At 66.7% G+C, this 26,466-nt stretch carries 29 protein-coding genes and 1 pseudogene; 8 read left to right on the top strand and 22 right to left on the bottom strand.

Features of this window, described 5'->3' with window-relative positions; all coding sequences use genetic code 11:
- Positions 1-108: 108 nt before the first annotated feature.
- From YS110_02095 to YS110_02085, 3 genes are all read right to left on the bottom strand, one after another.
- Entirely contained in the window at positions 109-1,254 is a 1,146-nt protein-coding gene (locus YS110_02095) for a hypothetical protein (GenBank protein ID UJB63631.1), read from the bottom strand.
- Between the two features lie 92 nt (positions 1,255-1,346).
- Complete coding sequence (locus YS110_02090) at positions 1,347-2,726, bottom strand: hypothetical protein (protein UJB63630.1); 1,380 nt, start codon at positions 2,724-2,726, stop codon at positions 1,347-1,349.
- Between the two features lie 40 nt (positions 2,727-2,766).
- Positions 2,767-3,549 (bottom strand): hypothetical protein, encoded by a 783-nt coding sequence (locus YS110_02085; protein ID UJB63629.1) that lies wholly within the window; start codon positions 3,547-3,549, stop codon positions 2,767-2,769.
- A gap of 219 nt (positions 3,550-3,768) precedes the next feature.
- On the opposite strand from YS110_02085, the gene YS110_02080 reads away from it, so the two are divergent.
- Both YS110_02080 and YS110_02075 read left to right on the top strand, forming a co-directional pair.
- Positions 3,769-4,587: a hypothetical protein gene (locus YS110_02080; GenBank protein UJB63628.1), complete on the top strand. Its 819-nt coding sequence runs from the start codon at positions 3,769-3,771 to the stop codon at positions 4,585-4,587.
- 313 nt (positions 4,588-4,900) lie between these two features.
- Complete coding sequence (locus YS110_02075) at positions 4,901-5,935, top strand: porin (protein ID UJB63627.1); 1,035 nt, start codon at positions 4,901-4,903, stop codon at positions 5,933-5,935.
- A 206-nt stretch (positions 5,936-6,141) separates the two neighbouring features.
- Here the strand turns inward: YS110_02075 and YS110_02070 are convergent, their stop codons facing one another.
- Both YS110_02070 and YS110_02065 read right to left on the bottom strand, forming a co-directional pair.
- Positions 6,142-7,914 carry an MCP four helix bundle domain-containing protein gene (locus tag YS110_02070; protein ID UJB63626.1) on the bottom strand — a complete coding sequence of 591 codons (1,773 nt, stop codon included), beginning with the start codon at positions 7,912-7,914 and terminating at the stop codon, positions 6,142-6,144.
- Between the two features lie 69 nt (positions 7,915-7,983).
- On the bottom strand, positions 7,984-8,490 hold the full coding sequence (locus tag YS110_02065) for a chemotaxis protein CheW (GenBank protein ID UJB63625.1): 507 nt from the start codon (positions 8,488-8,490) through the stop codon (positions 7,984-7,986).
- On the opposite strand from YS110_02065, the gene YS110_02060 reads away from it, so the two are divergent.
- Positions 8,489-8,683, top strand: coding sequence for a hypothetical protein (locus tag YS110_02060; protein UJB63624.1), 195 nt, complete (start codon positions 8,489-8,491; stop codon positions 8,681-8,683). The genes YS110_02065 and YS110_02060 overlap by 2 nt on opposite strands.
- Before the next feature lie 46 nt (positions 8,684-8,729).
- Here YS110_02060 and ppa read toward each other — a convergent pair whose 3' ends face one another.
- Positions 8,730-9,266 (bottom strand): inorganic diphosphatase, encoded by a 537-nt coding sequence (gene ppa, locus YS110_02055; GenBank protein ID UJB63623.1) that lies wholly within the window; start codon positions 9,264-9,266, stop codon positions 8,730-8,732.
- A 260-nt stretch (positions 9,267-9,526) separates the two neighbouring features.
- On the opposite strand from ppa, the gene YS110_02050 reads away from it, so the two are divergent.
- The 5 genes and pseudogenes from YS110_02050 (at position 9,527) to YS110_02030 (ending at position 16,205) form a co-directional block, all read left to right on the top strand.
- Positions 9,527-11,602 carry a sodium-translocating pyrophosphatase gene (locus tag YS110_02050; GenBank protein UJB63622.1) on the top strand — a complete coding sequence of 692 codons (2,076 nt, stop codon included), beginning with the start codon at positions 9,527-9,529 and terminating at the stop codon, positions 11,600-11,602.
- A 133-nt stretch (positions 11,603-11,735) separates the two neighbouring features.
- Entirely contained in the window at positions 11,736-14,030 is a 2,295-nt protein-coding gene (locus YS110_02045) for a DUF1631 family protein (protein UJB67320.1), read from the top strand.
- Between the two features lie 171 nt (positions 14,031-14,201).
- The gene (locus YS110_02040; GenBank protein ID UJB63621.1) at positions 14,202-14,768 is read left to right on the top strand and encodes an RNA polymerase sigma factor; all 567 of its coding nucleotides are present in this window, start codon (positions 14,202-14,204) and stop codon (positions 14,766-14,768) included.
- The gene (locus YS110_02035; protein UJB63620.1) at positions 14,765-15,763 is read left to right on the top strand and encodes a FecR domain-containing protein; all 999 of its coding nucleotides are present in this window, start codon (positions 14,765-14,767) and stop codon (positions 15,761-15,763) included. Before YS110_02040 ends, YS110_02035 begins: the two co-directional genes overlap by 4 nt.
- Before the next feature lie 184 nt (positions 15,764-15,947).
- Positions 15,948-16,205: pseudogene (locus YS110_02030) on the top strand (TonB-dependent siderophore receptor).
- A 337-nt stretch (positions 16,206-16,542) separates the two neighbouring features.
- Here the strand turns inward: YS110_02030 and YS110_02025 are convergent.
- From YS110_02025 to YS110_01950, 16 genes are all read right to left on the bottom strand, one after another.
- A complete protein-coding gene (locus tag YS110_02025) occupies positions 16,543-17,163 on the bottom strand; it encodes a hypothetical protein (GenBank protein ID UJB63619.1) in 621 nt (206 codons plus the stop codon).
- Positions 17,163-17,603 (bottom strand): hypothetical protein, encoded by a 441-nt coding sequence (locus tag YS110_02020; GenBank protein UJB63618.1) that lies wholly within the window; start codon positions 17,601-17,603, stop codon positions 17,163-17,165. Before YS110_02020 ends, YS110_02025 begins: the two co-directional genes overlap by 1 nt.
- Entirely contained in the window at positions 17,600-17,761 is a 162-nt protein-coding gene (locus YS110_02015) for a hypothetical protein (protein UJB63617.1), read from the bottom strand. The genes YS110_02020 and YS110_02015 overlap by 4 nt, the downstream gene beginning before the upstream one ends.
- A 112-nt stretch (positions 17,762-17,873) precedes the next feature.
- Entirely contained in the window at positions 17,874-18,362 is a 489-nt protein-coding gene (locus YS110_02010; GenBank protein ID UJB63616.1) for a phage virion morphogenesis protein, read from the bottom strand.
- On the bottom strand, positions 18,362-19,060 hold the full coding sequence (locus YS110_02005; GenBank protein UJB63615.1) for a hypothetical protein: 699 nt from the start codon (positions 19,058-19,060) through the stop codon (positions 18,362-18,364). The genes YS110_02010 and YS110_02005 overlap by 1 nt, the downstream gene beginning before the upstream one ends.
- The gene (locus tag YS110_02000; protein UJB63614.1) at positions 19,053-20,660 is read right to left on the bottom strand and encodes a DUF935 domain-containing protein; all 1,608 of its coding nucleotides are present in this window, start codon (positions 20,658-20,660) and stop codon (positions 19,053-19,055) included. Before YS110_02000 ends, YS110_02005 begins: the two co-directional genes overlap by 8 nt.
- Positions 20,661-20,666: 6 nt before the next feature.
- Positions 20,667-22,361, bottom strand: coding sequence for a hypothetical protein (locus tag YS110_01995; protein ID UJB63613.1), 1,695 nt, complete (start codon positions 22,359-22,361; stop codon positions 20,667-20,669).
- A complete protein-coding gene (locus YS110_01990; protein ID UJB63612.1) occupies positions 22,361-22,906 on the bottom strand; it encodes a DUF3486 family protein in 546 nt (181 codons plus the stop codon). Before YS110_01990 ends, YS110_01995 begins: the two co-directional genes overlap by 1 nt.
- 2 nt (positions 22,907-22,908) lie before the next feature.
- Complete coding sequence (locus tag YS110_01985) at positions 22,909-23,202, bottom strand: ArsR family transcriptional regulator (protein UJB63611.1); 294 nt, start codon at positions 23,200-23,202, stop codon at positions 22,909-22,911.
- Positions 23,199-23,501, bottom strand: a complete 303-nt coding sequence (locus tag YS110_01980; protein ID UJB63610.1) for a DUF2730 family protein — start codon at positions 23,499-23,501, stop codon at positions 23,199-23,201. Before YS110_01980 ends, YS110_01985 begins: the two co-directional genes overlap by 4 nt.
- The gene (locus YS110_01975) at positions 23,498-23,737 is read right to left on the bottom strand and encodes a TraR/DksA C4-type zinc finger protein (protein ID UJB63609.1); all 240 of its coding nucleotides are present in this window, start codon (positions 23,735-23,737) and stop codon (positions 23,498-23,500) included. Before YS110_01975 ends, YS110_01980 begins: the two co-directional genes overlap by 4 nt.
- Positions 23,727-24,236: a hypothetical protein gene (locus YS110_01970; GenBank protein UJB63608.1), complete on the bottom strand. Its 510-nt coding sequence runs from the start codon at positions 24,234-24,236 to the stop codon at positions 23,727-23,729. Before YS110_01970 ends, YS110_01975 begins: the two co-directional genes overlap by 11 nt.
- Entirely contained in the window at positions 24,233-24,853 is a 621-nt protein-coding gene (locus tag YS110_01965) for a transglycosylase SLT domain-containing protein (protein ID UJB63607.1), read from the bottom strand. The genes YS110_01970 and YS110_01965 overlap by 4 nt, the downstream gene beginning before the upstream one ends.
- On the bottom strand, positions 24,853-25,200 hold the full coding sequence (locus tag YS110_01960; GenBank protein ID UJB67319.1) for a hypothetical protein: 348 nt from the start codon (positions 25,198-25,200) through the stop codon (positions 24,853-24,855). The genes YS110_01965 and YS110_01960 overlap by 1 nt, the downstream gene beginning before the upstream one ends.
- Before the next feature lie 121 nt (positions 25,201-25,321).
- Complete coding sequence (locus tag YS110_01955) at positions 25,322-25,849, bottom strand: hypothetical protein (GenBank protein UJB63606.1); 528 nt, start codon at positions 25,847-25,849, stop codon at positions 25,322-25,324.
- An 18-nt stretch (positions 25,850-25,867) separates the two neighbouring features.
- Entirely contained in the window at positions 25,868-26,464 is a 597-nt protein-coding gene (locus tag YS110_01950) for a hypothetical protein (protein UJB63605.1), read from the bottom strand.
- Positions 26,465-26,466 lie beyond the last annotated feature (2 nt).

Below are 26,466 nucleotides of genomic sequence, written 5' to 3'. Positions count from 1 at the left end.
AAACTGGCGCTCTTTCCCTGCTGTGGAGTGGCTCGTCGTATTGCCGTCAAGGCTGCCCGGCATCAATGTGTGTTCGCCGCGCGCATGCTTTGCGCCAGTGGCCGCAGGCTATTTTCGCGCGACAAGCCATGCGCCGTCCTGCCCGGGCGTTGTCCACAATGTGCGGCGGCAATAGCGGCGCAGCAGGCCGATCACCGTGTCAACCTGGGCGCGGGGCAGTTGCAGGTGCAAGGCGCCGCCTCCGGGCCCCAGGGTGAGCAAGCTCAGGGTGTACGCGTCTTCGTATTCGTAGTAGTGCACTTGCGCGGCTTCCGACCAGCGGTCCCACAGCGGCGCGTGGCACATGGCGATGCCGTACAGGTTGTCTGCTTCGGAGAAGCGCATGGAGGCCAGATCCGCCTCCAGCGCATCGATGATGCGCATGTACTCGGGGAGATGGCTGTGCCAGAGCCGCTGGCTCCACTTCTCGCGGATCTCGGCATAGCCCAGGGTTGCCTTGCACGCGCCGCCGTACTCGCCTCTCAGATCCACACCACGCAGGCGTTGCGCCAGCTCCAGGGGCGACTCGCCATGGCGGCTGGGCAGTTCGGGAGCTGCGAGCAATCCATGGGCACTCAGGCATCTGTCCGTGTCCGCCCCAGACTTGAGCAGCGCGGTCAGCAGGCTTTCGCCATCGCGGGTGTAGCCGGCCTTCAACTGCCAGGACAGGCCTTCCCCTGCCTTGATCAGATCACTCTGGGATGCGCCCTCCACCACGAACTGCACCAGCGCCTCCACGCTGTCGAAGCTGCGCGTCTTCTTCTGGATCTGCGCGATCACCTTGTGGGGCAGGTAGACCTCGGTGGCCAGGTCGGTACCCACGCTCAGGTAGCTCCCGCTGAGGTGCTTCTTGCAGAACTTGCGCAGTTGCACGTAAAAGTCTTCGGCCACCCACCGGCCTTCCTGCTCGAACTTGAAGCGGACGGCCTGCCCTCCATGCAGGAACTCCAGCGCCATCTTGCCGCCGACGCTCCCTTCGGCTCGCGGGCTCCCGGGTGCGAACTCTCCCTGGGTGGCCTGTGCGAACTCCTGGAGCACCCCCACGTAGTCGCCCGCCTCGGCGATGCACTTCGGGTCAAACTCGCAGATCCGCTCGGGCACCATGTAATGGAAGATCTGGCCCAGGTGGGAGCTGTCCCAGTCTTTGGGCAAGGGCCGGAAGTCAATCCCTGCTTTTTTGAGGATGGCGGCAATCGTTTGGGACGTGGTGGTCATCGGAATCCTGTTGAACCTAATTTGACATGCCATTGAGGCTGGCAACCCATTGCCCTCACCGGAGGGGGCCGTGCCGCATCCTCGCACGCGACTCAAGATAGCGTTTCGTCTGTGACCCAGGTGATTGCCAATGGCGCCAGCCGCGCCCTGCTGCCTGCCGGCGAAAGGTCGCCCGTGTCGCGGTAGTAGGCCAGGTAGGCGGGCAAGAAGGCCTGCTCGAACGCGGTGGGCTCAGCGGCCGTGGTGATTTCGATCTGGAACCGCCCATCGAACTTGCGGTCCAGCACTTCATCGCCCTGCTGGTAAGCACCCTGGCAGGTATCGCCCAGCAACCGCCCCAGTTCCAGCGCGGCGCAGCGGATCGCGCGGTTGGGGCAATGGTCCTCGATGCGCAGGCGGTAGCCGTGCTTCCCTTTGGTGGCGGAACGAACCTGGCTGACTTCGACAACGGGGCTCGCATCCGTTTGGAGCAAAGCGGGCGTGAGCACATCGCCGGGGCGCCACAGCAGCACCGCGTTGTCCGCCAGCAGCGTCTTGCGCTTGAGTTGCAGGTAGTTCTGCCCGGCCAGGAATCCGCCGTGGAACGCGATCGCCCAGGTGTCGGACCAATGCAGTTCCTGCACCGCAGGGTCTGCGCCTTCCAGCGGCACGGCCAGCAGGGTCTGGCGGTCCCGGTCGTGGTCGATCGCGGCGTAGACGCGCTGCGCGTCGTGCCACAGCAGCAGCTTGGCCTGCTCCACGTCCAGGGGCTCTGCAAAGCGGTGCAGCGTCTGCGGCGGCTGGTCCTGGCCTTGCGGCGCCAGCCGGTGCATGCCCTCGGCATCCACCCACAGGTTGCCGCCATCCGGCAATGCGCAGACCCCCAGGACCGCGCCTGCCACGGGCAGGACGCCGCAGGCTTGCAGGCTGTGCAGGTCGAAGAGTTGGTATGCGGAGGGGTTGGCGCCCGTGCGCAGGAAAGCCAGTGCGTCCGTGAAGTGGGCCAGTTCCTGGCGCCCCGCCCCGTGCCTCCGCAAGGTAAAGCGGGCGAGGAACTCGCCATCCGGGCGATAGATCTCCGTGTATTCGCTTTTGGGATAGGTGTAGGTGTCGGTCAGCGCAATGGCGGCACGGCCGAAGTGCGCAGGGCCGAGCCGGTCAGGCAGCGACGCCAGGCGATTGCCGTCCCAGTCGTGGACGATGGCGACGCGCTCGTGCTTCCTTTCGCGCGTCACGCCATAAGCGTCCGAGCCGCCCAGCAGCACGTCGTGGATGTGCCATTCCTTGTCGCCATGCCGGACGATGGTCGGCGGGCCATCGGCATAGTGCACGCGGGCGGTGACGCCCGGCGCGCTGAAGCGCGGGAAGGTCGGCTCCGCAGGAGCCAGCCGGGCTTGGCCGCTGCAAACCAGCGCCGCTGACTCTTCGGTGCCGATGAACAATGCATCCCCCCGCTGCTCGAAAGTGAAGTTGCCAACGATGTTGATCAGCATGATGGTTGTCCTTGCGGTGGAGTCATTCGTTCCATGGCCGTCAAGGCTTGCGGGTCAACGCCCAGATCTGCTGCAGCAGCTCAGGCACCGCGCCAGCCACTAGGTCGTCGCGCAGCTGGCGCAAAAAATCCTGCCGCAGCGCGGGGTTCGTGCCCGGCCGGTGCGGTACTTTGCCTTTCTCGGCCATGCGCATCAGCGCCTGCAGGGAGCCGAGGAAGCTGCGCGGAAAGCGCTCATAACACCAGCCCTCCTGTGTGGTGGCCATCCAGCGGCCCTGCATCACCAGCGGCGCCGCGCCAAGCGTGTGGTACAGCCACGGCAAGGTGTGCGCATGGCGGCTGTCGTCGGTCTCGGCCAGCAGTTTGGGCTCGCGCGGCTTGGCATCGAGCCAGCCGTTGATGCCGTACATCCACGCATCCAGCGCAGCGGCCGACGGGCGCGCGTCCATCCAGCCCAACCAGTCCAGCAAGGCAAGTTGCTCGGGGATGCCCATGCCGCTGTACTGGTGGTCGAAAGCCAGCAGCATGCACAGGGCCTCGGCGCGGTATTCATCGCCCAGCCGGGGCGAGGTGTGCATGACGTCTTCATCGTCGACATAGCGCGACCGCAGGTCCACGGTGCACGCCCATTGCGCGGGCGTCTGCTCGGGGTGCCAGAACAGCTCGCGGCGTGCCATCCAGGTGGGCACCGGCCCTGCCGGCCACAGCACCCCGTCGAAGAGCAGCGCGCGCAGCGCGGCGCGCTCCGCTTCTTCGCACCAGTCAAAGTAATCGACCGCCTCCAGGCGGCGCCACAGTTGCTCTCGGGTCAAGGTTTGTGTCAAGAAAAGCTCCCTTCAACCTGGATTCGGCAGTTGGACGGGCGCAGCCTCTGGCCAAGCCGCGCCATGCGGCCTGGAATATACGGTGCGCACAGGGCCTGCCGATGGACAAGTTGTCCACCACCGACCTCCTTGGCAGCTGACGACATGGCGGGGAAAAGGCGGCCCGCCGGGCCTTACGATGCGTGGCGGCCGCATCCACCACGCAAACACAAGGGCACCATGAAAAGAAACGAACGTCTGGCACTGCTCACCTCCCAGCGCGCGCTGCAGGCCGCCGTGGCGGCGCGCGACCACGCCGCCGTGCGCCGCTGGCTGGCCGACGGAGGCGACGCCAAGGCCCTATGGCAGGGCGAGCGCTTTGACGACTGCTACCCCATGGTCCTGGCCGTGGAAGCCAACGACGTGGACATGGTGCGCCTGCTGGCCGAGGGCGGCATGCCGCTGTACCACAACACCCTGGCGGCGCAGAAGACCTATGGCGCCGTCGAGCCGCTGACGGTGGCGGCCCTGTGGCGCCCCGGGTGCCACGAGGCGGTGATGGCGGCGCTGGACCTGGGCGCCGCGATCCATTCGACCGTTTATGACCACATGCCGGTGCTGCGCCTGACGGAGCTGCACGAGCGCGAGCTGGACGCGCGCTCGGACGCCCTGTTCGCCCGCATCCTCGATGCCGGCGTGGACGTGGACGCGCCTTGGGACGACACCTCGCGCGTGCTGCACAGGATCTGCCAGGGCAACAACCGCTATGTGCCCGCGCTGATCGGCCTGTCGCGCGACGTGCATGCGCCCGAGGCCGGGTCCCCCCTGCGCACGCCCCTGTGGATGGCGGTGGTGTCCGGCAGCGACCTGGCGGTGGCGGCCCTGCTGGCGCGCGGCGCGGATGCGATGGCGCAGGCGTGGGACGGCAAGTCCCTGGTGGAGCTGGCGCACCACCAGCGCGAATACAACAAGGCCAAGAACCTGCGCGGGCAGATCGACCGCATCATCGCCATGCTGGAGACAGGGCACGCCTTGCCCGCCTGCGCGCCGGCGGACTGATGCCCCGTGCCGTCGCCTGAATCTTGAGTGAGAAAATGCCTCCAACGCTTGCGTGACAAGCGCTGGCAGCTCCTGTTTCAAGAGCACACGATGCGCCAGGACAACGGCGACCCCGATCTCCGCAGGCGCCCCAATCCGTAACTTTGTTTCATCCACGCTCCGCAGGCAACACCACCATCGTGCACCCGCCCCACCTTGGGGCATAGCGCACCAATGTGTACTTTTGATGGCAAGAAAGCAACATTTGCTTTCCATACGCCGATCTACTGCAATAATTTCGTCGTAATTTTTTTTCTTGAACGGGAGTTTTTTCATGAAGAAGTCGTTGATTGCCATGGGCGCCGCCCTGGCCTGTTTCGGCACCGCCCACGCCGAAAGCTCGGTGCAGCTCATGGGCCTGATGGATGCCTACGCCGGCTCCGTGCGCATGGCGGGCGATGCCGACCGCACCAGCGTGGTTGGCTCGGGCGGCCTGACCACCTCGTGGTTCGGCTTCAAGGGCACCGAGGACCTGGGCGGCGGCCTGAAGGCCGGCTTCCTGCTGACCTCGTTCCTGCGCGTCGATACCGGCAGCCCCGGCCGCTTCAACCCCGACCCCTTCTTCTCGCGCGACGCCAGCGTGAGCCTGTCCGGCGGCTTCGGCTCCGTGGCCCTGGGCCGCGGCATGGCCCCCAACTTCCTGCCCACCATCCTGCTGAACCCGTTTGGCGATTCGTTCACCGTGTCGCCCCTGGTGCTGCACGCCAACATGTCCACCGCCGGCTGGCCCGCGGGCAACCTGACCACCCCGGCCGATACCGGCTGGAGCAACCAGATCACCTACACCACGCCCAGCTTCGGCGGCCTCAAGGCCAACCTGCACTACCAGTTCGGCGAGCAGGCCGGCAACTCGGGCAAGAGCAACATCGGCCTGAACGTCATGTATTTCGGCGGCCCGCTGACCCTGATGGGCTTCTACGAACGCGCCGACATCAGCAACCCCGTGCCCCCCAACAGCCTGATGAACCGCAAGAGCGACTGGATGCTCGGCGGCACGTACGACTTCGGCATGGCCAAGGCCTACCTGACCTACGGCCAGGCCAAGGTGGACGCCACCGACTTCACCGGCAAGACCTTCTCGCTCGGCGCCGAAGTGCCCGTGCTGAACAAGGCCGGCGCCATCAAGGCCGCCGTGGCCCGTACCAAGGCCACCACGGGCCCTGGCGAAGCCACGCGCACCACCGCCAGCCTGGGCTATGACCACTTCCTGTCCAAGCGCACCGACGTGTACGCCGTGGGCATGCACGACAAGGTCACCGACCTGTCGTCCGGCACGAGCCTGGTGGTGGGCATCCGCCATCGCTTCTGATTCCCTGCACAGCGGTAAAAAACGCCCCCCACGCTTGCCCACTGCGTGTGGCCGCAGTCCCCCAGAGGGGGCGCTGTTGGCTTGGGGCGGCCCGGCGGCAATAAAAAAAGCGCGAGGCCCTTCGTGGTCTCGCGCTTTTTTGCTTTGGCCGCTCTCTTTTCGATAGCTTCCAGCGCTTGATGGAAAAGCGCTGGAGCGGTTTTTGGCTAGAAACTCTCCCAGTCGCCATCGTTCGCCGTGCTGGCGGGCTTGGGTTTGGGCGCCGGTGCCGCCAGCGGCGCGGCCGCCTTGGGCGCGGGCATGGGGGGCTTGGGCGCGGCAGCCTTCCTGGCGGGCATGGCCACCTTTTTCGCGGAGGCGGCCGCATGCGCCACGGGCGCGGCCATGCGCCGCGGCGCAGGCGTGGGCGCATGCGATGCCCCCGCATGCTGCTGCGACAGGCGGAACACCGCCACGGCGCCCACCAGATCCTGCGCCTGCTGGTTCAGGCTGGCCGCGGCCGCCGCGCTCTGTTCCACCAGGGCGGCGTTCTGCTGCGTGGCATGGTCCATCTGGGTCACGGCCTCGCCCACCTGGGCCACGCCGCTGGCCTGCTCGTTGCTGGCAGCGCTGATCTCGCCCATGATGTCGGTCACGCGGCGGATGGCCGTCACCACCTCTTCCATGGTCGTGCCTGCCTGGTCCACGAGCTGTGAACCCTGCTCCACGCGCTCCACGCTGGCGGTGATCAAGGATTTGATCTCCTTGGCCGCATCGGCGCTGCGCTGCGCCAGGGACCGCACCTCGCCCGCCACCACGGCGAAGCCCCGGCCCTGCTCGCCCGCACGGGCGGCCTCGACGGCGGCATTCAGCGCCAGGATATTGGTCTGGAAGGCGATGCCGTCGATCACGCCGATGATGTCGGCGATGCGGCGCGAGCTGTCGTTGATGCCGCGCATGGTGTCCACCACCTGCGCCACCACCTCGCCACCATGGGCTGCGACGGTGGAGGCATTCAAGGCCAGCTGGTTGGCCTGGCGCGCGTTGTCGGCATTCTGGCGCACGGTGGAGCCCAGTTGCTCCATGGACGCGGCCGTCTCTTCCAGCGCGCTGGCCTGGCTCTCGGTGCGCCCGGACAGGTCGCGGTTGCCCTGGGCGATCTCGGCGCTGGCCGTGGCCACGCCCTCGGCACTGCCGCGCACCTCCGAGACCACCGCCGCCAGCTTGTCGCGCATGTCGATCAGCCCCTGCAGCAGTTGGCCGATCTCATCGCGCGAGCGCACGCTGAGCGACACGGCCAGGTTGCCATCGGCGATTTCGCGCGTGGCCCGCACGGCCTCATCGACCGGCACGGTGATCAGGCGGGTGATCCACCATCCCAGCACCACGGCCACGGCCACGGCCAGCGCCAGCCCAGCGCCGACCATGGCGCGCGCCGCATCGTAGGACCCTTGCGACGCCTTGTAGGCCTGCTCCGCGCCGTCGGTATTGATCTTGGCGAGCCGGCCGATGGTTTCGGCCATGGCGATGAAGGCTTTCTGCGAGTCGCCGTACAGCAGCTTCACCGTCTCGGCCTGGCCGGCCCCACCCTCCTTGGCCAGCGCCAGGAGCTGCGCCTGCACCTTCAGGTAGGCCTCGCGGAACTGCTTGAACTCCTCGTAGGCCTTGGCCTCCTGCGGAGTGACCAGGGGGGCATACACCTTCTCCTGGTCCGCAAGGATCTTGTCAACCGCCTGCACATCCTGCGCCAGCCGCGCCTTCTCATCGGCCGACTCCGACAGGGCCATGCCGACTTCGCTGGCGCGCAGACGGTTGGCGGTGGCCCGCATCTCCCCGAGCACATGCACGCTGGGCAGCCAGTTGGTGGCGATGTCGCGCGTGTCGTCATGGACATCGCTGAGCTGTACCAGCGACAGCACACCCACCAGCAGGCTGAGCAGAACCATGGCGATGAAAGCCAGGCCCAGTTTCATACCGATGCGCAGATTGGAGAATCCCATTTTGGCGCCTCACATTTCCTACAGGGCCTACGGAAGACAAAAAACGCGGCCTGGCTCCGGCTCAGAGACTCACGCCGTGGCCACTGCCTTGACCAGGCCCATTTCGCTGCTGCTCAGCAGCGACTCGATGTCCACCACGATCAGCATGCGCTCGCCCACCGAGGCGATGCCGCGCACGAAGGCCGAGTCCACCTGGCTCTGGAACTGGGGGGCGGGCTTGATCGAGTCGGCCGTGAGCGCAACCACGTCGGCCACGGCATCGACCACCGCGCCCAGCACCGTGCCCGCCACGTTCAGGATGATGACCACGGTGAAGTCGGTGTAGTCGGCCGTAGCGCAGTGGAGCTTGAGGCGCAAGTCGACGATGGGCACGATCACGCCGCGCAGGTCGATCACGCCCTTGATGAAATCCGGCGCATGGGCCATGCGCGTGGGCTGCTCGTACGAGCGGATCTCCTGCACGCGCAGGATGTCGATGCCGTACTCTTCCGTGCCGAGCCGGAACGTGAGGTACTCCGAGGCGCTGCCGGCGGCAGCCCCCGTGCGTTGCGTGGAAGACGGGGAGGATGTAGCCATGTCGATGTCCTTCAGGATGCACAAAAACTGCGATGGGCCGCGCCGCAAGGGCGGCACGGCACGATTTGCAACATTCTGGCCGATTTTCCAGCGCCTGCCGCCCTGTTGCGAACCCGTAGAACACCTGCTGCCAACGGGCCCCAAAAAGAAAGAGCATGCGTGCAACGCGGCGCGCATGCTCTTCTTTTCATAGCTTCCAGCGCTTTGCAGATAAGCGCTAGAGGCCATTTTTCATGCCATCAGGCCTGGGCCTTCAGGTAGTTTTCCACGCCGTCGAGCACTTCCTTGTGTGCGGCCTCGATGCCTTCCCAGCCCAGCACCTTGACCCACTTGCCTTCTTCCAGGTCCTTGTAGTGCTCGAAGAAGTGGCTGATGGCCTTCAGACGCATGGGGTTCACGTCGTCCACGGTCTTCCAGGGCTCGTACATCTTCAGGATCTTGGTGGTGGGCACGGCCAGCACCTTGCCGTCGATGCCGGCTTCGTCTTCCATCTTCAGGATGCCCAGCGCGCGGCAGGGCACGACCACGCCGGGGTGCAGCGGGTACGGGGTGATGACCAGCACGTCCACCGGGTCGCCGTCGCCCGAGAGGGTCTGGGGCACGTAGCCGTAGTTGCAGGGGTAGTACATGGCCGTGGTCAGGAAACGGTCCACGAAGACGGCGCCCGACTCCTTGTCCACCTCGTACTTGACGGGATCGGACTCCGCCGGGATCTCGATCACCACGTTGAAGGTTTCAGGAAGGTTCTTGCCGGGCTTGACGTTGTTCAGCGACATGGGTTTGGGGGGTCTGAGTAAGGATGTGAAGCGCATCGCGCCAGGGCTGCCACGCTGCGGCCATGGTGCGAAACGGCCACGGATTTTAGGCGCTCGCGCCTTGCACCTTGCTTGCAGCGGCTGCTTTGGCGTTAAATGGCTGCGTTGGCCAATCGTCTCCCCCCATGTCTCCCCTTCGGCGGGACGCGAGGAAGCAACGCAGCGGAAGCAATTTCCACCGGCGTTGCTTCCACCCGTGTACCCTTTTTTGGAGACCGAGTATGGCGGCATCGACGGCATTGACTTCCCCTCTGATACTGGCCCTGGTTTGCGGATTGCTCGCGGTAGCCTACGGGCTGTGGGCCCGGGGCTGGATCCTGGCCAAGGACCCGGGCAACCCGCGCATGCAGGAAATCGCCGCCGCCATCCAGGCGGGCGCTGCGGCCTACCTGGCGCGCCAGTACAAGACCATCGCCATCGTCGGCGTGGTGCTGGCGCTTTTGATCGGCATCTTCCTCGACGCCACCACGGCCATCGGCTTCGTGGTGGGCGCCGTGCTCTCCGGGGCCTGCGGCTTCATCGGCATGAACGTCTCCGTGCGCGCCAACGTGCGCACGGCCCAGGCCGCCACCCAGGGCATGGGGCCGGCGCTCGACGTGGCATTCCGCGGCGGCGCCATCACCGGCATGCTGGTGGTGGGGCTGGGGCTGCTGGGCGTCACTGGCTTCGCCTGGTTCCTGCTGGGCCGCGCCGGGGCAGATGCCTCGCTGGCCAGCACGCTCAACCCGCTGATCGGCTTCGCCTTCGGCTCCTCGCTCATCTCCATCTTCGCGCGCCTGGGCGGCGGTATCTTCACCAAGGGCGCCGACGTGGGCGCCGACCTGGTGGGCAAGGTGGAGGCCGGCATTCCCGAGGACGACCCGCGCAACCCCGCCGTCATCGCCGACAACGTGGGCGACAACGTGGGCGACTGCGCCGGCATGGCCGCCGACCTGTTCGAGACCTATGCCGTCACGCTCATCGCCACCATGGTGCTGGGCGCGCTGCTGGTGGGCGCGGCCCCCACGGCGGCCGTGGCCTACCCGCTGGCGCTGGGCGCGGTGTCCATCGTGGCCTCCATCATCGGCTGCTTCTTCGTCAAGGCCAGCCCGGGCATGAAGAACGTGATGCCCGCGCTGTACAAGGGCCTGGCCATCGCGGGCGTGCTCTCGCTGGTCGCGTTCTGGTTCGTCACCGCCTGGGTGGTGCCGGACAACGCGCTGGGCGCCACGGGCGCGCAGGCACGGCTGTTCGGCGCCTGCGCCACGGGCCTGGTGCTGACGGCCGCGCTGGTGTGGATCACCGAGTTCTACACCGGCACGCAGTATTCGCCCGTGCGCCACATCGCCCAGGCATCGACCACGGGCCACGGCACCAACATCATCGCAGGGCTGGGCGTGTCGATGCGTTCCACGGCATGGCCGGTGCTGTTCGTGTGCATCGCCATCGTGGTGTCGTACGCGCTGGCCGGGCTCTACGGCGTGGCGGTGGCAGCCATGTCCATGCTGTCCATGGCGGGCATCGTGGTGGCGCTGGACGCCTACGGCCCGATCACCGACAACGCCGGCGGCATCGCCGAAATGGCCGAGCTGCCCAGCAGCGTGCGCGACATCACCGACCCGCTGGACGCCGTGGGCAACACCACCAAGGCCGTGACCAAGGGCTACGCCATCGGCTCGGCGGGCCTGGCGGCGCTGGTGCTGTTCGCCGACTACACGCACAAGCTGGAAAGCTATGGCATGGCGGTGCGCTTCGACCTGTCCGACCCCATGGTCATCGTCGGGCTGTTCATCGGCGGGCTGATTCCCTACCTGTTCGGCGCCATGGCCATGGAGGCCGTGGGCCGCGCCGCGGGCAGCGTGGTGGTGGAGGTGCGCCGCCAGTTCGCCGAGATCAAGGGCATCATGGAAGGCACGGCCAAGCCCGAGTACGGCAGGGCCGTGGACATGCTGACCAGCGCCGCCATCAAGGAAATGATCGTACCCAGCCTGCTGCCCGTGGCCGTGCCCATCGTGGTGGGCCTGCTGCTGGGGCCGAAGGCGCTCGGGGGCCTGCTCATGGGCACCATCGTCACCGGCCTGTTCGTGGCGATTTCCATGTGCACTGGCGGCGGCGCCTGGGACAACGCCAAGAAGTACATCGAGGACGGCCACCACGGCGGCAAGGGCAGCGAGGCGCACAAGGCTGCCGTCACCGGCGACACCGTGGGCGACCCGTACAAGGACACGGCCGGCCCGGCGGTAAATCCGCTCATCAAGATCATCAACATCGTGGCGCTGCTCATCGTGCCGCTGGTGGTCAAATTCCATGCAGGCTGAAGCGGTCTGAACGCAGCGGCGGCGAAGAACCAGGCGGCAGGAGTGTTACCCTGCGCCCTTCGCAGCCGCGCTTGCGCATCCGATGGCAGCAGGCGGCATACGATGGCGCACGCCGGCATTTCTCCAGAAGATGATGGACGCGAAACACGTCACCCCCTCCACCTCCGCAGACCAAGGCACCGCACTGCACCAGCGCCTCATCCATGACGTGCTGGCCGACTCCAGGCATTTCATGGAGCACATCGCCGAGGCTGCGCGCCTGTCCCTGCGCGCGCGCGAAGACCAGGCGCGCACGGCGGGCGAACACCAGGCCATGCTCGAAGCGCGCCAGCGCCTGTCGCAACTGGCCCCCGTGATGTGCGAGCGCTACCCCGACGCGCTGCGCAGCGCGCTCAACCAGGAAATCGCGCAAAAGCAGAAATCCACGCGCGCGCTGTCCAGCATCCACTTCGACGACCTCGAACTGATGGACGAAACGCAGATCAGCGAGAGCGTCGAGCGCGCCCGCGCGCAGCAGATGCTGGCCTCGGCGGTGGAAGGGCCGCTGGCCGATTTCGACGCCCTCATGAGCGCAGCCCAGGGCCTGTCCACCGTCCGGCCCGAACACAACCCGCTGCGCCCGGAAATCTTCCTGCAGGCGCTGCAAAGCGTGGTGGCGCAGATGCAGACCACCAACCAGGTGCGGCACGACTGGATCGGCCACCTGGCCCAGGCCCTGGGCGGCGAACTGCGCAAGCTCTACCTCACGCTCATCGACAGGCTGCGGCAGGGCGACGTCCGGCCCGTGGGCTTCGCCATGCGCCAGTCCAACGGACAGTACGTCTACCTCGCCCCCACCGAAGGCCACCATGCGCCAGGCTTCGGCCCCGAAAAAGAGGAAGAGCCGGCGCAGGCCAGCCAGGCCGACTCGCGGCTCACGCTCGACCGCCTGCGCCGCCTGCTGCTGGGCGAACTCACCCAAGCGCCAGCACCAGCCCCGGCCTCGCAGGAAGACTTCGCCGAACGCTTCTCGCGCGAGTTCGAGGGCCCCGGCGCCTTCCCCGCGCTGGAGCCGCCCAGCACCGACTTCGCCGCCACCGTACCCGCCGCCTTCGAGGCGCTGCAGGAGATGAACCAGGTCGACCACATGATGGAACGCCTGGGCCAGCAGCGCGCCCAGCCCGGCGGCGGCGCCGAATACGCCGCCCTGCGCCAGCACCCGGGCGGGCTCGGGCAGGCCCTGAGCATGGAGGTGGTGGCGCTGATGGTGGACAACATCGCGCGCGACGAGCGGCTGCTCTGGCCCGTGCAGCAATTCGTCAGGACGCTCGAACCCGCCTTGCTGCAGCTGGCCCTGGCCGACCCCCGGTTCTTCAGCCACAAGGAACACCCCGCCCGCCGCCTGCTGCAGGAAATCACCGACCGCAGCCTGGCCTTTCCCCACACCAAGGCCCCGGGGTTCGACGGTTTCATGCAGTCGCTGCTCCAGATCGCCGGTGGCCTGGCCACCGCCGACATTGAAGGCCAGGAGCCCTTCGCGCAGATCCTGGAGCAGTTGCAGGCCGCCTGGGCCGAAGGCGAGCAGGCACGCGAACGCGAGCGCCAGCGCGCCATCGAAGCCCTGCAGCATGCCGAGCAGCGCCACCTGCTGGCCGCGCAGATGTCGCGCGAAATCTGGCTGCTGCCGCAGATGGACAAGGTTCCCGGCGAAATCTCGCGCTTCCTGCTCGGCCCCTGGGTCAAGGTCATGGCCCAGGCGCGCCTGACCGACCAGACGGGCAGCACCGACCCCGGCCGCTACCGCGAGACCGTGGACGCCCTGCTCTGGAGCGCCCAGCCCGAGCTGACCCGCGCGAACGCCGGCCAGCTCGCCCGCCTGGTACCCAAGCTGCTGTCCAAGCTGCGCGAAGGCCTGGCGTCCATCGACTACCCGCCCGCCCAGACGCACGCCTTCTTCGACCTGCTCATGCAGCTGCACCAGGAAGCGTTCCGGCCCGCGCCCGCAGCGGCGCCCCGCCCGCCCCAGCCGCCGGCCGAAGCCGTGGTGCCCCCCCGGCCGGTGCTGCCGCCCGACGACGAACCCTGGATCGCGCCGTCCGAAGCCAAGGAGTCCGGCTTCATGGACGTGTTGCCGGACGCCCAGGAACCGCCCGCCGCCAGCGACGCCAGCGCCCCGCCGAAGGCCCCGCCCCTGGTGATCGGCACCTGGGTGAACCTGCGGGTCAACGGCCAGTGGGAGCGCACGCAGCTGTCCTGGATCGGCCCGCACGACACGCTCTTCCTCTTCACCAGCGCCTCCGGCCGCACGCAGTCGATGACCCTGCGGCTGCTCAACCGCCTCATCGAACAAGGCACCATGCACGTGCTGACGCAGCAGAAGGTGGTGGACGGCGCCCTCGACGCCGTGGCGCAAACCGCCATGCGCAACAGCGTGGACAGCACGCTGTAGGCGCGCCCGCACCGAACTCCTTTTTTGATAGCTTCCAGCGCTTGATGGATAAGCGCTGGAGCCGTATTTCATGCCGATTCATGCAAGGTGCTCAGGCAATGCAATACTGAAAATCAATCTCATTTAAAATACCATCCTCCATACCAGCGCCGCCCCAGCCCATACCCCGCCATGCCAAGCCGCCCCGCCCCTCCCGCCGTCTGGCTGGGCCTGGACCTGCGCTGGGCCTATGAAAGCCTGCTGCCCGCGATCTGGCGCAGCACGCGCTGCATCCAGCGCGCCCAGGACGTGCTGCACGACGCCTTCGTGCGCTACGCGCTCAGCGGCAAGCACGAAGCCATCGCCCAGCCGCACGCCTACCTGCGCGTGGTGGCGCGCTCCGTGCTGGCGGACCATCTGGCGCAGGAGCGCCGCTTCGTCCCCCTGCCCGACCTGGACGGCGAAAGCCACGGCGACCGGCGCGGCGGCGGCCCGGCCCCCCTGGCCGGACTGGAGTACGCCACCTACCACACCCCCTCCGCCGAAGCCCTGGCCGAACTGCAGCAGCGCCTGGCCGCCGTGCAGCGCGCCATCGAAGGGTTGCCGCCGCGCTGCCGCGAAGTGTTCTGGCTGTGCCGCGTCGAAGGCCATACCCAGCCCGAGATCGCCCAGCGCCTGAACATCAGCCTGAACATGGTCGAGCGCCACATGATCCGCGCCCTGCTCGACCTGCGCGCCGCGCGCGAACTGCTCGCATGAGCGCCCGCGTGCGCGAGGAAGCCGCGCGCTGGTTCGTCCGCCTGCACGGCGGCGCCAGCGCCCCCGATGCGGCCGCCTGGCGCGCCTGGATGCACGCCAGCCCCGAACACGCCCGCGAATACACCGCCTTCGAAGCGCTGTGGCGCGACTTCGACTCCACCGCGGGCACCCAGGCGCTGGCCGACGCGGCGCAGCGGCTGAGCGGCCAGCGCAGCCGCACCCGCCGCCGCACACTGGTGCGCGGCACGCTGGGGCTGGCCAGTCTCGGCCTGGCCGGCCTGCTGGGCCGCCACGGCTGGAATGCCTGGCAGGACAGCACCCTCTACGCGCAAAGCCGCGCCACCAGCACCGGCGAGCGCGTCGCGCTGCACCTGCCCGACGGCAGCCGCCTCACCCTGGGCCCGGCCAGCGGCGCCGCGCTGCGCTACAGCCGCCGCCAGCGCGCCGTGGTGCTGGAGCGCGGCGAAGCCGTGTTCGACGTGGCGCGCGACGCCGCCCGCCCCTTCGTCATCGACGCGGGCAGCGCCCGCATCACCGTGCTCGGCACGCGCTTCGCCGTCAGCCTACTGCCGGGCCTGGTGCGCGTGAGCGTGGCGCACGGCACCGTGGAACTGGCCGCGCAAGGAGGCGCCGCCAGCCCCCTGCGGCTGAACGCGGGCGAGGTGGGCGAGGTGGACGAGATCGCCAGCGCCGCCCACCTGCCGCGCCGCGTGCAACGCGACGCGCAGGACGCCTTCGCCGCCGCCGAGCATGGCTTCATCGTCTTCGACCAGGCCAGCCTGCCCGAAATCGCCGCCACCCTCTCGCGCTGGCGCCGCCAGCCCGTGCAGGCCGAAGGCCCGGCCGGCGGCGGCCCGCGCATCACCGCCGCCGTGCAGGCGCGCGACGTGGAGGGCTTCATCCAGTCGCTGCCGCGCATCGCCGCCGTGCGGGTGTACGAACGCGGCGGGGCCCTGTGGCTGGCGCAGCGCTCCTCCAGCGAAAAAAATCACTGATACGGGTTTGCATTCAACCGTATAACTAGGCGGGAAGGCGCAGACAGTGCTGTAGCACGGCAAGGCGAACCAACGACGTTAGACGGTTGAAGGCAAATCCATATGAGGGACATCAGGGATCCGGTGCCCTTCTCCGTCAAGGGGAACAGCAATCCACTGTTCCAACCCTCGGAGGCCCCCCGCCATGCATCGTCCCATTCCCGCCACCCCGCGCCTGATCGCCCTCGCCTGCGCCGCCACCCTGGCGGCCGCGCTGGCCCAGGCCGCGCCCGTGGATATCGACCTGCCCGCCCAGCCCCTGCCCGAAGCCATCAAGGCGCTGGCGCGGGCTACCGGCGCCAGCATCGCCGCCGACAGCGCACTGCTCGCTGGCAAAACCGCCCCTGCCCTGCGCGGGCGGCTGGAGACAGCCGAGGCGCTGCACCGCCTGCTGGCCGGCAGCGTGACCGGAGGTGAGATAAAGAAAGAGTGGGCGGCGCGATAAATGGGATTTTGGGGGCCGTACCGGGGAATAGTGGGATGGCGGTTTTGCAAGTGTCTTGCACACCACAAAAATAAAACCGTCCTCTATTCGGTGGCGCTACCCCATGGCTCTAGACCCGCAGCCAGTGCAGCGCAAGCTAGAGCTACTGTATGAGACGGCGCCACGGACTTGCCGCTCGTGCGACTCTTGCCGGTTACCCAGTCTTGATAAGTCGCTGACGCAACTCCGAGGAGACGCGCCGCCTCGCGAGCGCTTATGCCCATGTGCGCCTGCCAGGCGCGGAGGGCTCCGGGAGTCATAACTGACTCCTCGCTATCGACGGCGCCTTGCGAGCGCTCGCCAACAATTCGCTCAGCGCGATCTCCACAATCTGCCATGGCTCCAGCCGATCAATTGGCAGGCCTGCATCACGGTATCTCTGCAGCAGCACGGGCTCAAGCTCTTCCAGCTTTGCGCGCAGATCAGGAGTGATCTTGATTACTCCCCGATGCTCGTGGAAGGCCTTGATTCCCAAGGCCATACGCTGCTGGCGGACGGCAGACACAGAGCGGCCGACTTGCTGCGCAATTTCCGTATCAGGGATCGTGCCGAGTATGTCGAGCTGATCCTCCGGCCAGGCTGGCCAACCCCTAGGCCCAAAAGCGGGCACTCCCAACTCGCGACGACGATTTAGCACGGTGTGCTTCGCCACGCCCAGCTTCTCCGCCAGTGCGGCGTCTGTTACGGTTCCAAGCAAGTGATCGTTTTCCGGCGCCCAAGCGCTCTGAGGGGTGAACTTTTCAATCCCCAAGAGTTTGCGCTGATAGGCAACCATTACCGGCGTGATCCCTAGCTTCCGCGCTATCTGCCTGTCTGGCATCGTGCCTAGCAATGCGATGCTTTCGGACGTCCAGTCGAATTGCGGCCTGCCCGCCATTACAACTCCGCCCGCACGCGGTTTTCCCACACATCTGGGCCGCCCAGCAACTGCGCTATCTGCCGGGCGGTAACCCAGCCGGTCGATTGCTCAGTACGGCCCGTGTCCGGCAATGCGCGCGAGAACAGCATGTAAGCCTCGCCCAGCCACAGCGCGGCATCCAGACGGGCGGGGCTGTCGGACGCAGCTTGGAACGCCTGGGCGGCTTGCAGCATTGCTTCCACGCCATCGGCGGCCTGGGGGCTTTTAAAGTAGATCGGGAGGTCTGTCGCTTGCTCGGCCAGGACGGCGACCTCTGCAACGATTTCGGTGATGTTCATTCGATGCTCCACGCGCGAGATGATCCAGTCCGTCAGCTTCATACCGGCGGCGCGGCTTTCGCGCACCCAGCGCGCCTTGACGGCGGCCTGGACGCGCAGGTGAATGATGGATTCGGTCACACGAGACCGGCGAGTTCGGCCAGACGTGCGCGGGTGATGATTGCGGGGTTGCCAGGGCTAACCCAGAAGGCCTCGCCGTTGTACGTGCCCGCGCCGCGCACCAGGCCGAGATTGGCAGCGATCTTGTCTGCTTCGCGGATGGTCTTGATGACGTTCATGATGTTGCTCCTATCAGGATGCCCGGTTCCGCCGGGGCGGTGGCAATCAGTCTCGATCACCATGGTTCGTATTGTGACCTCAAAATGAGTGCATTGCAACCGCCGCTGTAAATTATTTGCGGCCCGCATGTGACAGCCACTCCAGCGCGCGCTCCACGATCTCGCTCCGATCATCATCGGATAGGCCGAGATAAGGCCGGGCCGGGATCGTCACGGATTTCGCAACGTGCCCCCGGAACATCAGCACCTTGGCCGCCCGGGGCTTGATAGTAGCCCCGAACTGGTGGACGGCCGCATAGGGCAGGTTGCTACCGATCTCGACCGTTCGGTCACCGACAAGCTGCCATGTCATCTGACCGCGCAGGTATCCGTTCAGAGTCAGGATGCGGTTCTTGTTGCGGCGCTTCTCCCGCTGATACCAGGGCTGCAACGCGGCCCAGGCGGTGCCATCGGGGGCCGTTTGGGTCTTGAATCGTGCCCGTGTCGAGCGCAGACCGTACTCCCCCAGCTCGGCGAGCAATGGCGATGGATCGTTGATGGCGTCCACCAGGCCGGACAAATGCTCTATCGCGGCCGTGCCGTCAAATCGTGCGCCAGCCATCACGCCTCCTCGCGGTACTTGCGCCACCGATCCCGGCCGGGCGCGTACTCAAACCCGGGATCGATGCCCGAAGGCACGCTGACCACGCGGGGCCCGCCTGGGCTGTACTTGCCGATCACGCGCTCCACCCAGGTCACCTCGGGCGCACGATCCGGCCCGCTCTTGCCCATGCGTGCCAGGTCGCGCGGCCACAGGCCAATCACCTTGCACTGGCATCCCCAGCCGTTCGGCGGGTAATGCGTCTGCCACCAGGGATCATCACGCGCCAGCACCATGCCGTCCCAGGCCTTGTGCTGGTGCCGTGGGTTTTCCACCCAGTCGCTATGCTCGTACATCCAGAAAGGCGCAGCCTGCAACTGCTCCCAGCGTCCCGCCGCATAGCTGGTGTTGAGGTTGGTCTCGTAAATTACGCGCGTGCGCCAGTCCCGGCCGCCGTTGTAGTCCCAGCCGTAGCGCGCCACGATGGCGTCGAAGTCGCGGCGGAATTCCTCCAGCGTCGTGCCCTCGGAAATGGCCTTATCGACGGCCTCCCGGAAGTCACGCACGATGGCGTCGCGGTTCGCTCCGGCCACCATAAACGCCCATTCGTGCTCCGCTGCGTAGACATCCGTCCAGGCCTGCGTGGGCATGTTGAGCTTGCGCCGGAAGAACTCGATCATTTCCCGAAACGGCAAGCTGCCGTAAGCCACATCAGCCATTGCCCGCCGCCTCCTGCAGCACCTCGTAGCGGCCCGCGAGCTGCGCGGCGGACAGGGCCTCGGCCATCGCCGCCGCGTACTGGTCAAGCGTCATGTCAGGGGACAACGCCGCCAGGCCGTCGCGGATGTCCTCCAGGCTGGCCGCCCGCCCCACCAGCGCGCGAATCTGCTCCACCCATGCCGCAGCAGGCGCGCGCGCAGCAGAGGCGAGCTGGGGCGCCATGGCCGCCTGCGGTGGCACCGCTGCCGCCTGCGAGGGCTGTGCTGTGGCGGCTGCAAAGCCTTGATGCCATGCGGTAGCCGCCGCCATCGGCGGGATGACAGGCACATGCTGCACTGGCATGAGCACGGGCTCGCCATCCTTTGCTGTCGGGACACCCAAGCGCTCGTTCACCCACCACAGTGGGGGGCGCAGCCCCATGTTGACCAGCGGCGGCAGGCCTTGGCTAAAAGCCGTCAGGTCTTCGCGTTCCTGGGTCTTGAGCCGGAACTGGGGCAAGCGGCGCAGGCCGCCCAGCGCCAGGCCGTTGACCGAAGCCACGGCGAACACAAGATCGCGCGTGAGCGTGGTGTTTGCCTGGCGAATGTCGCCGTCGCGCAGATCCTTTCTCACTTCGTTGTGCACGTTGCCAAGGGCGTTCGTGCTCGCCTTGCCATCGGCCCCACTTGTGAGGGTGCCGCCCAGGATCACCTTGGACTGGTTGCGCTCGCACCACGAAATCATCAGCTCAAAAGCCTTCGGGTCACCCGAGGCGGCGTCCTTGAACTCCAGCAGCATGCCGTCCGGGATGATGCCCGCCGCGTTGTGCCCGATGGATGCCAGGGCACGCAGCAGCGTGGCTTTCTCCTTTTCGGAGGCGTTCGCCGGGTACTTGCCTAGGCGTACAGGGATGCCGTAAATCTCCAGAAACTCAGCCAGGTCGCCGACCGAGTAGTTCTTGAACAGGTACGTCCATACGAGTTGGCGAAACAGCGCCGCGCGCTCAAGGTAGCCGCTCTTGGCCTTATGGATGTGAGTGATCCAGTTGAAGGGCCGTAGCGGGTCGCCCATGACGCCATCCACCGTGTTGTTGCTGCGCAAGCGCAGCTCCTGCCGGTAGCCTCGGTGCAGTGTGAACCACGACTGCGGACGGTGCGTGATGGTCTTGGGCACCCAGTAGCCCTCCACCTGGTGCCACTCAATCTCAAGGCAGGCATAGCCCTTGCCGATGGCATCCGTCAGATCGAAGACCATGTCCTCGAAATCGGGAATCTCCATGAGCAACTCGCCGAGCTGGGCGGCGAGCTTCTTCTCGGCAGCGTCGGCTCCCTCGGGCGGCACCACGTCCCATTCGAGCACGCAGGCGCGGCGGCGCTTGCCCATCTCGGCGGCAATGTGGCCGTCCTTTTCCTCCATATCCTCAAACAGCTCGAATTGCGCGGTCAGTTCGCCGGTCTCGGCGGCGTCCAGAATCTTCGCCAAGCGCGAGGGCGTGAGGCCGCGCGTCGGGTGTGTCTGCAACTCGCGCTGCAGGTGTGCCAGTCTGGCGGTCTGAGGCTCCTGCAGGTCGGGCATTTTGATGGGCTGGCCGTCCGGGCCGAGGATGCGTGAAGTTGCCATGGCGTGCTACCAGGTGGCGTGCGATTCGACCAGGCGGATGTAGTCCTCTGCGAACGGGCTGAGGGCGTCTTCCGCGTCGTGGTCATCGGCCGCGCCGAGGTTGTCGAAGCCGCGCGGGAGCGCGGGAGCGGGAATGAAGTCGATAGGGGCGCTCAGGTTGAGCGTGGCGAACCAGCCCAGGCATAGCATCACGGCGCCGTCGCCGTGCCGGAACAGGTCGGGGTCTTTGACATCCTTGCGGCGGGCTTTGACCACCATGGCGATGCCGTCCACCTCTTCGATGGCGCGCAAGTCCTGCGCTAGATTGGGATCGGCCGGGATTTCGATCATCCCGTCCGCGAAGGCCTGCACAAGCTTGGGCATCCAAGTGCCATACCAGGCGCGGGTCAGCTTGACCTGGTGAACGTGGCTGTGCCCGAACTTGTCCGCCGTTTCTTCGGCCATCGTCTCGCCCGATCCGGTGGCATCTATCGCGCCGCCGCAGCGGCGCGGCAGGCGCTCGATGGCGTACCAGGTGATCTGCCGCTGCTGGGCATAGGGCACCTTGTGCATGTCGATAACAAGGGGCAGGCGGCGGCGCATGCCATCGCCTATCGAGATAGCCCCCCAGCTCGAAAAGTCCCGGTGCCGCGCGTAGTCGTGCGTGAACACATGGCGCTCATGCGGATCAAGCTGCGCAAGTGCAGGTGCAAGGTTGCGCTCAATCCAATCCGCCACCCATGCTTCGCGCTCTGCTGGAGACTTGCACGCGAAGTCATCATCCAGCGCCAGACGCAATACACGCTCGGGCGGCAGCGTCATGGCCTGCTCAATCCATACGCCGGGCAGGCATACGCCATTGCCATCGCGCGGGATGGCATCCAGCTCCTCGCGCATCGCCGCCTTGCGCACGCCGTAGGCGTTGCGAATCTTGGCGTACCACTTCGCCTTGCCCTCAACGGTGGGCGTCTCGCCCTTCATCCAGCACACCCGCTCGTACAGGCCGTTTGCCACCGCGTCGTCAAAGGTGACCGTGAACACGGCGGCGTCTTCGCCATAGCGGCCCGCCTCAATGTCGCGGCAGAACTGCGCGAACGGATTGCTCTTGCCGTTGTGCGAGCTGATGACCGTGATCTGGCCGCCCCAGATCAACAGCGCGGTAGCGGCATCCAGCACGCCCTGCACGTCGCCATGGAACGCGGCTTCATCAATCACCACATGGCCCTGCAGACCCCGGATGTTGGCCGGGCGGCTGGACAAGGCGCAGACCTGGAACCCGCTGGCGAAGCGAATGCGGTAGGCCGTGATATGGCGCGTCTTGCCGGTTTCCGGGTCCTGGTCCTCAAACAGGAATTCTTCGATGCCCGACACCTCGCCCTGGGCCTTGGCGATGGTGCGCGCGAACTTGGCGCAGTAGCCGATGGCCTCCAGGCCCTTTTCCTTGGTGTCGCCCACGTAGTAGACGTTGTCACCGCCCGCCTCCCTGCTGGCGGCGGCCACCAGCGTCTTGCGCAGCATGACCGCAAACGTGATGCCGGTGCGGCGGCCTTTCGGGATAGACACGATGGAGTGGTGCAACTTCACCACCTGGCGCTGATGCAGCATCAGCACGCCCTCGGCCACGGGGTTGAAGTTGGCCGGGATGGCGCGGGCGCGCGGCGGCAGTTCGTCCCACTCGACGATGCGCAGCGTGCTCCCCAAGGGCTGGATGATCGCTGCCATCAACGCACCCCGAGGAAGTCCTTGATCCAGAAATCGAGCTGATCCTGGCTCATGCCCTGGCTCTTGGCGATCTTCTGCAGGTTGGCCTGCTGCTCGGCGAGCAGCTTGCGGCGCGCGTGTTCTTCGATGGCCTCGCGTTCCTTCATGCTCATGGTGCGGGCCTGCATGGCCGCGCGGGCAGCGCGGGCCAGCTCGGAGACTTCCTTGATGCTGACCTTCTCCGACTCGTGGGCGTTGAGCGCGGCGTTGGTTGCCAGCGTGGTCACCGCCTGGGCCAGCAGCGCACCGGCCCTGTCGCCCACGCCGTCGCCCAGCTCGTCCACCAGCGCGCCCGCCGCCGTCTCGATCTCGCGCATGCGGCCGACCATTTCATCGAATCCGGCCTTGTAGCGATAGATGCCGCTGCGGCTGACCTTCGTGTCGGGGAACTGCGCGAGGACCAGCTCGCGGATTTCATCGCCGGTATGGCGGTCCTCGCGCAGCAGCTTCTCCAGCAGCTTGCGCGCTGCGGGCTCCATGCGCGAGACAGAGGACTTGCGGCCCATCGTCAGGCCCCCGGGCGCTTGACGCCGGGCGCGGTGGCCCGGCCTGCGGCCACGTCGGCGCCGCGCGTGGTGAGTGTGGCGATGTGGACGCTTTCCACAACCTCCACCTTGACGAGTTCCAGCTCCTGCAGCCGGGCCAGGTCGTCTTTCACCTGCTCGGTGCTGGGCTCATGGCCCCATTTCGCCAGCAGCGTGTGGAGCAAGAACGAGTTGGAACGGTACGCGGGCATTTCGGCCAGCACGCGCAGGATGACAAGGCGGCGGTCTTCCGCCACGAATGCAGCGAAGTTGGTCATTTCTGGTTCAGTAAATAGTTTTCGACGCGGTCAACGCTGCGCGCGACCGGCTCAATGCGGGCGGCCACCGTTTCGATGGAGCCGCGCAGGCTCGCCACCGTGGCAACCAGCTCATGCAACTGCGCCTGGCTGGGCACCTGGGCCATTTGCGCCTCCAGCGTGGTCAGGCGCGTGCGCAGCTCCAGCAGCTCGGCAGCACTGGCGGATTGACGGCCGATGAACCACGCATACACGCCAATGGCGGATAGCAGCAGCCAGCGCACGGCCTCGAAACTGAATGTCATGTCGGTGAAGCTCATCGGGCTTTCGCTCCCTTTTGGGTTTTCTCGATACGGGCTTGGCACGCCACACAGAACTGAACGCCCGGCACGGCACGGCGCCGCGCATCGGGGATGTCCTCTGCACAGGCCTGGCAAAACTCGGCCGAGTCGGCCACCGTCTTGCCCGCCAGGCCAGCGCGGCGCGCGTGGTCGCGCAGGGCATCGGCGAGTAGCTCGGCTTCGCGCGCCTGGGCGCGGTCGATGTCATCGGTCAATGGCGCCTCCCGTGCCCGCACGGCATACGTCGCGGGCGAACTGCTGCAGGCCGATCACCTGGTCGCGGAGCCCGTCAGCCTCTGCTGCCAGTTGCTGATATGCGCCGCTGCTCTCTCCGTGTAGCTCTCGGGCGGTGGCGGCTTCGCCAGCGCAGGCGGCAAGTCCGGCATCTCCTGCCGGGTAGGGATCGGGGCGGGCGTTGAGGCGGGCAATCTCGGCGCGCAGGCCGCGCACAGTAGCGGCAGCAGCAGCGTCACGAGTAGCCCGCGCAGCCTCGCGCTTGGCGTCTTCATGGGCGGTCCTTTCGGCGTTACGAAATTTGATGGCGTTGTCGCGGGCGGTGGCCTGGCTGCGGGCGTCCTCTTGCGCATCCCAGGCGGCTTGCACGCGCGCTGCGCCCTGGGCATCGCCCTTGGCGATGAGGTGGGACTCCCACAGCTTCACGCCCGCGATGGCGCCAAGCATGGCGGCCGCGATGGCAAGGGCGCGGCCGTTCATAACCCGGGCCCCCAGGCCGCATAGCGCGGCTGGATCAAAACGAGGATGCGGTGGGGGTAGCCCAGGTTTTCCGCGCAGTGCACGGCCGCGCGCCGGGCCTTGCCGCATGCCGCATCCACTTGGCCCAGCGTGGGCCGCACGGCCCCGGTAGCCGCCGCCTCCGCCTGCCAGTGGCCCAGCCCGCCGTTGTAGGCCCGCAGCGCAACGTGCATGCGCTCGCGCGGCGTGTAGCGCGCGGGGGTGCGGTCGTAGAGCCAGCGGTCGTAGGTGACCAGTGCGCGCAGCGCCCAGGCCGGGCTAAAGGGCTGCTGCGCGGCCAGTGCCGGATCAATGCCCGCGATCCAACGCGAGGTGGCGGGCATGAACTGCGCCAGACCCTGGGCGCCCACGCGCGAGACCGCATCAGGGCGCCAGGCGCTCTCTTGATGCACCTGGGCCGCGAACACGGCCACGGGCGCATCAAGCCCCCAGGCGGCATGGGCCGTGCGCACCAGCAGCGCGCGGTGCTGCTGCGCTGCCTGAGGCACCTGGGCACGCGCGGGCAGTACGAAAGACAGCAGCGCGCACGCCAGCACCAGGCCCACGGCGGCGGCCAAATCCTTGAGCGCCTGCCGCATCACAGCCCCATGGCCACGCCGATGACGACGCAGCCGACAACGACAGCACGGCGCAGCATCGCCGCCATGAACACCGGCTCGTAGCCGCTGACGACGCGATAGTCGGCCTCCCCCTCGGGCTCGGTCGTGCCGCGCCGCCAGTCCCGCTCAAGGTAGCTGTCGGGGCGGGCGTAGGGGAACAGCGCGCGGTCGAGCCAGTAGCCGATCACGGCCGCCAGCGCAATCAGCGTCAGCTTGTACAGCGCCACCGGCAACTGCACCGGAGACACCACGGCGATGCATGCCAGCAGCAGCACCGCGAGGACGAGGAACAGGCTGCTGCGCGGGGCGCGCAGCCACAGGGGGATGTGAGGTTTGATCTGCATGCACGGCAGGATGCCGCGCAGGTGCAAGATGGCGTGAGTAAAGCGTTTTAGTTATTGATGGGCGCAGCCAAACGCCACCATGGCCGCATGAAACCCATGCCCATCAATCGCCTTTCTTCGGCTTCTTCTTTCCCTTGGAAGCGCCGCCGCGCCGCGCAGGCTTTGCAGGCGTATTTAGACGCAAAAGTGCGTCTAGCTTCTCAGGAGGCAATGCAAGCATCTCTTGAGCAATCTCGCCTTCGGTCGCAAAACCTAGCCAAGATCGCATCGCTTCTTCCTTGCCTGGAGGCGCGTTCTGCAGCAGCGCGGCATTCAGGCTTACCGTAGCCGTTGCCTGTTGCAGCGTGCCGTCCATGCCCTCGCCGATCATGGATTCCATGTGGTCTACAAGCGCCCCCAGGATCGAAGCCGCACCAGCCTCACCTTCGGCCTGTAGCCCTTGCTGTTGAGACCGCAGCAACGCCAATGCATCCGGTCTCTTGCTGACCGGCAACGCGACGAACAGCGTGTCGATGGCTTGCCCCTGCGCTTCCACCGTGGCCTCCAGCGCTGCCATGTTCGCCTTGATCTCGATAAGCTCGCGCAGGATGTACGCCAGTACATTGGCAGGGAGATTGCCGTCTTCGCTCATATCTATCAGGCCTCGGGATCAACTTGGATGAGGGTCTGCCGTGCAATCACACGCAGGGTGCTTGTGCGCAGGCTGCCGCAAAAAAACCAGTCCAGCCGCAATCGAGAGCAGCGAACCCGGCTGTATGCCACACGCGCTGGGTTCATCGTCAAAATGATGCCCATTGATGCACACCTGCGTGTAGCGTTCCAATTTCTTCGGCGAATCCGGGTGGATAAGCGAGCGCACTTGAGCATCGCGGAATATGCGGTGGGCCACCCGCGAAAGCCGGTGTGCGAGCAGTTCGACAGGATCTTCGCCTTCATAGGCATCGTCACTGCCGCCCTCGTCATCGGGCCGCCAGCCTTGCGAACGCAGATAGTCTTCTCCACTAGGCCAGCGTGCCCCTGGAGTCCACGCTTTGACAAGCGCGCGATGCAGCTTATCGAAACCATCATGCCGATGCAGCACGAACGCAGCGCGCAGTGCCTGCCGGGTTGCATCATCAGGTAGCTCCAATTCCCGCGCTACCCAATCAAATGCTGGGCCTGATGTGCTGTTGAGGTCTGGCTCATAAAACTGATTTCCCATCATCGCTCCTAATTGTTCGCACAGGTGGGATTCGTCGTGGCCCATGG

The sequence above is a fragment of the Acidovorax sp. YS12 genome (assembly GCA_021496925.1).
Lineage (GTDB): Bacteria > Pseudomonadota > Gammaproteobacteria > Burkholderiales > Burkholderiaceae_C > Paenacidovorax.
The sequence above is the reverse complement of the archived record's forward strand: the minus strand, read 5'-3'. Positions and strand labels throughout refer to the sequence as shown.